Annotated in this window: 4 protein-coding genes; all 4 read left to right on the top strand. The window is 24.4% G+C overall.

What is annotated here, in order from left to right; genetic code table 11:
* Positions 1–366 precede the first annotated feature (366 nt).
* From BLO14_RS05605 to bdr, 4 genes are read left to right on the top strand one after another with little or no spacing between them, the layout of a single operon-like run.
* A complete protein-coding gene (locus BLO14_RS05605) occupies positions 367–1,461 on the top strand; it encodes a plasmid maintenance protein (RefSeq protein WP_091973902.1) in 1,095 nt (364 codons plus the stop codon).
* Between the two features lie 46 nt (positions 1,462–1,507).
* Positions 1,508–2,257 carry a ParA family protein gene (locus BLO14_RS05600; protein ID WP_091973908.1) on the top strand — a complete coding sequence of 250 codons (750 nt, stop codon included), beginning with the start codon at positions 1,508–1,510 and terminating at the stop codon, positions 2,255–2,257.
* A 39-nt stretch (positions 2,258–2,296) separates the two neighbouring features.
* Entirely contained in the window at positions 2,297–2,818 is a 522-nt protein-coding gene (locus BLO14_RS05595) for a chromosome replication/partitioning protein (RefSeq protein ID WP_200780528.1), read from the top strand.
* Positions 2,819–2,830: 12 nt separating this feature from the next.
* A complete protein-coding gene (bdr, locus tag BLO14_RS05590; protein WP_091973899.1) occupies positions 2,831–3,400 on the top strand; it encodes a Bdr family repetitive protein in 570 nt (189 codons plus the stop codon).
* Positions 3,401–3,442: the final 42 nt, after the last annotated feature.

The raw sequence follows: 3,442 nt of genomic DNA, 5'->3' as shown, positions 1-3,442 counted from the left end.
AGTAATAATAATTATATAGCAAAAACTATTTTTATCAAATTTTTTACAAAAATTTTTGCAAAAAAAGTGGGACTTAACCAAACTCTCTTTACAAAGAATCTCGTTAAGTTCCCACCGTATTCTTATTTTCTTGCAAATTTCAAATATAAGGTAGTCAAACTGAAAATGTTCAAATAACTACACTATTTGTAGTGTAGCCCAATTTAAAATTAAAATCAATTTATTTTCTTTAAATTACAAAAAGTGCATTTAATTAACAAAATTAATAATTAAATTTAATGTTTTTTAGAAAAGTATTTACTTTTAATTCAAAATTATGCATTATAATATTAATTATCACTACTTTCAAATATAAGGAGAAAAAATATGAAAGGTTTTCCAAATAACCCAAAAAGTCCAAATTGCTATAATAAACACCAATACAAATTAATAGTTCTTATCTCAACACTAGAATATGTAAACAAAAAACATCCAAAATATACCCAAAGCAACATACTCTATTACTTTAATGAAAATCTAAAACGAAATGGTCTGGCGCCCGTTAAACTAAAAACACTGCAGAATTATCTTTATGAATTAGAAAAACAATTTAAAGTTACAACCAATTATCACAAACACTTAGGGGTGAATTTTGGGACTGAAATATACTATCAACTTAATTTTCCAAAAAAAGAGTGTTACTTTAAAATTAATAAATTCTTTGAAGATAAAAAACAATCAAGGTTTCAAAAAAGGGTTGAAATAGGCCTTAAAGAAAAATCTCCTTTAGGGGGGAGTGTAAATTTGGGGGAGTGTTTAAGTAATAAAAATAATATAAAAGAAGAAAGAAATAAGCAGATAGAAAATTTTCAAGTAATAAACTATTACAATAAATGTAACTTTAAAAATAAAGAATTTCTTCTAATTTTATTAAAATTAGATATTAGTAAAGATAAAAAAATTGAACTAATTAAAGCTTTAAAAAGATTTGAAATTAAAACAACAAAAAGTAAAAATATATATTTTAACAAAATTTCTTTCAAAGAAAAGCAAAACAAATTAAAAGAAATTTTAAACAATAATCAAAAAAAATTGGAAAAAAACGGATATAATCCAAAACAATTGGAAACAGAATTTAAAAAAATATATGAAAACTACAAAAATAAGCCGCACTTTATTATTGAAAATCAAAAATATAACGATTTAAGCAAAATAACTCTCAAATTAGAAAAAATAATTGAGATAAAAAAAGAAAATTCTTCAAAAAATTATGAGAATTTGAAGATAAACACTTTCAATATACTTATTGAGCGGCTAAACAATACGACAAATATTGAAGTACTAAAACCAATTGTAAAAGCCTATTTAAGTAGTAAAAAGAAATTAGAATACAATAAAGTATTTAACACGTATTATAATGATTTATTAGAGATAATAAGAAATTCTTTAACGATAGAAGAATTTAGTAAAAAGGTTGTATGAAGATTTAATATGGGAAAAAATATACGGAAAAAGGACCACTAATAAAATGGATAATAAAAAACCTAAAATAATAACAATTGCGTCAATTAAAGGCGGTGTTGGTAAAAGTACGAGCGCAATTATATTTGCAACGCTTTTGGCCAATGATTGTAAAGTTCTTTTAATTGATATGGATACTCAAGCATCAGTTACTAGTTATTTTTATAGAAAAATAGTAGAAAGTGAATTCAATTTACTTGAAAAAAATATATATGAGATTTTGAAAGGCAATATATTAATTGACAATTCATTTGTAAATATCAATAAGAACCTAGACTTGATACCTAGTTATCTAAGTTTACACAAATTTAATAAAGAGGCTATAACATTTAAGGAAATTAAGCTACAGAAACAGCTATTAAATTTGCAATCCCATTATGATTACATAATAATCGACACAAATCCTAGTCTAGATTATACACTGACTAATGCATTAGTATGTAGCAATTATATTGTAGTTCCAATAACAGCAGAGAAATGGGCAGTTGAGAGTTTAGAACTTTTAAAGTTTTCAATTAGTGATTTAGCTATTGATATTCCAATTTTCTTAATAATAACCAGATTTAGAAAAAACAATACTCATAAAGCGTTGTTTAATTCTCTAAAAGATAATAAAAATTTTTTAGGGTTAGTTTCGGAAAGAGAAGATTTAAATAAAAAGATAGCAAAAGACGATTTATTTAACTTAAATAGAGATTATATGCTAGAGTATAAAAATATATTAAGCAAGTTTAAAATAATAACCATGTCCAATTAGATGGATATGGTTATTATTTTAAATAAAAGGAGTTTATACATGGATATAGTAGTAAATAAAAGAAATCTAGAAGTGTTAAATGAAAGGGAAGAGCGCTACAAAAATTTAAAGCAAAGATTAAAATCTAGTTTTCAACAAGAAATTTATTACAAGATGGAAGTTATCAAAGTATTAAAAGAGATAAAAGATAACGAATATTATAAATTAGATGGATACAGGACATTTGAAGATTTTATTAAGGATTATCACTTAGCAAGGAGTCAAGCATATGATTATTTAAAAATAGCAAATGCAATTCAAGATGGTGTATTAGAAGAAGCTTATGTAATAGAGAATGGTGTGACAAAAACAATTGCATTTTTAAGAAAATCACCGGATGTTTTAAAAAAATCTAAACAAAATCCAATAAAACCCTTAAGATTCCAACTTAAAACTCAAGAGAGTTACGATTTTTATAAAAAAAATGCTAAATTCACAAGTTTTATGATGCATGAGATTTTTGAAACCCAAAAAGATTTGATTAATAAGCTTTTAAAGAAGTATAAGCAATTAAAAGGATAATAAAGGGATTTTATGAACAGTTTAGCGTACAGAACATATAACATAGAAAGTATTAAAAATGAATTTTTAAATATGGGTTTTAGCGCGGAGGCAATAGATTTTGTTTTTCTTCATAATGATAATTACAACTTTGAATTTTTAAAAGAAAAATTGATTGATGTAGAGAAGAATTTACGAAAAGACATGGCTAATTTAGACACCAAGATAGATAATGTAGAGAAGAATTTAAATACTAAAATAGATGGTGTAGAAAAAAGTTTACAAAAAGATATATCTAGTTTAGATACTAAAATAGACAATGTAGAAAAGGCTTTAAATGCTAAAATAGACAATGTAGAAAAGGCTTTAAATGCTAAAATAGATTTCGTAGAGAAGAATTTAACTATTAAGATAGATAGTTTAGACACCAAGATAGATAGTGTTAAAAGTGAACTTACTAATAAGATTGAAAATGAAGTAAAGGATTTGCGTAAAGATCTTAATATGGGGAACAGACTAGTACATTTTATGATACTCGCAGCAGCAATTCTTGGACCGTTTATACATTCATTTTTAATGCAATATATACAAGGCGTCAAATAATGAAAAATTATATAATGTGACTTTTCCAAGTATTATATCATT

The organism is Borreliella japonica, from assembly GCF_900099615.1.
In the GTDB taxonomy this organism is placed as follows: domain Bacteria; phylum Spirochaetota; class Spirochaetia; order Borreliales; family Borreliaceae; genus Borreliella; species Borreliella japonica.
Note: the sequence above shows the minus strand (reverse complement) of the source record. Positions and strands in the feature narration are given on the sequence as shown.

Excerpts from the sequence above, each read along its gene's own strand:
- BLO14_RS05605 (WP_091973902.1), top strand. The coding sequence starts at position 367 with ATGAAAGGTTTTCCAAATAACCCAAAAAGTCCAAATTGCTATAATAAA.
- BLO14_RS05600 (WP_091973908.1), top strand. The coding sequence starts at position 1,508 with ATGGATAATAAAAAACCTAAAATAATAACAATTGCGTCAATTAAAGGC.
- BLO14_RS05595 (WP_200780528.1), top strand. The coding sequence starts at position 2,297 with ATGGATATAGTAGTAAATAAAAGAAATCTAGAAGTGTTAAATGAAAGG.
- bdr (WP_091973899.1), top strand. The coding sequence starts at position 2,831 with ATGAACAGTTTAGCGTACAGAACATATAACATAGAAAGTATTAAAAAT.